Origin of the sequence: Maribellus luteus, assembly GCF_003576475.1 — a bacterium.
Lineage (GTDB): Bacteria > Bacteroidota > Bacteroidia > Bacteroidales > Prolixibacteraceae > Draconibacterium > Draconibacterium luteum.
Window position 1 is genome coordinate 1 of record NZ_QWGR01000343.1, and the last position, 502, is coordinate 502.

General features: G+C 59.0%; 2 protein-coding genes. One reads left to right on the top strand and one right to left on the bottom strand.

What is annotated here, in order from left to right; all coding sequences use genetic code 11:
- A complete protein-coding gene (locus tag D1614_RS29150) occupies window positions 1-126 on the top strand; it encodes an aspartate/glutamate racemase family protein (RefSeq protein ID WP_497006696.1) in 126 nt (41 codons plus the stop codon).
- 15 nt (window positions 127-141) lie between these two features.
- On the opposite strand, the gene D1614_RS29155 is transcribed toward D1614_RS29150, so the two are convergent.
- On the bottom strand, window positions 142-502 hold a 361-nt coding region (locus D1614_RS29155; RefSeq protein WP_206610238.1), incomplete at its 5' end, for a nitrilase-related carbon-nitrogen hydrolase.

A 502-nucleotide genomic window follows, 5' to 3' on the forward strand; every position in this document is an offset into this window, starting at 1 on the left:
ATGGGCTGCGCCGGCATGGCCCGCCATCGCAAACCGCTAGAGGATGCGCTCGGCATTCCCGTCATCGATCCGACTCAGGCCGCGGTCGCGATGGCATTGGGCGCTGTGCAGTTTGCAATAAACTGATCTCCAATCGGGAATCTACACTTCAGGCGGCAACACTACGCCCGTCTGGCTCGTGATGAGACCGTAATGTTCGATGCGCCGATGGCGGGCGAAGTCGAAAATCGTCTTCTTGCCGAATACGGTGTCGTCGAGATCGCAGGGATGAACCAGCAGTTCATCACCTTCGGTCTTGGCCTCGACCACCACCTCGCCGTCCGGATTGACGATCAGACTGCCACCGATCAGCGGAAAGCCGTCTTCGTCACCGGCCTTTGCCACCGACACCACCCAGCAGGAGTTCTGATAGGCACCTGCCTGCACTGCAAGACGATTGTGGAACAGCCGCTTCTCCGGGCCCTCGCTGTCTTTCTGTGAATTGAATGACGGCGTGTTGTAC

What these genes read in the sequence shown, in the direction of transcription:
- D1614_RS29150 (WP_497006696.1), top strand. Translation starts at nt 1, where the DNA reads ATGGGCTGCGCCGGCATGGCCCGCCATCGCAAACCGCTAGAGGATGCG.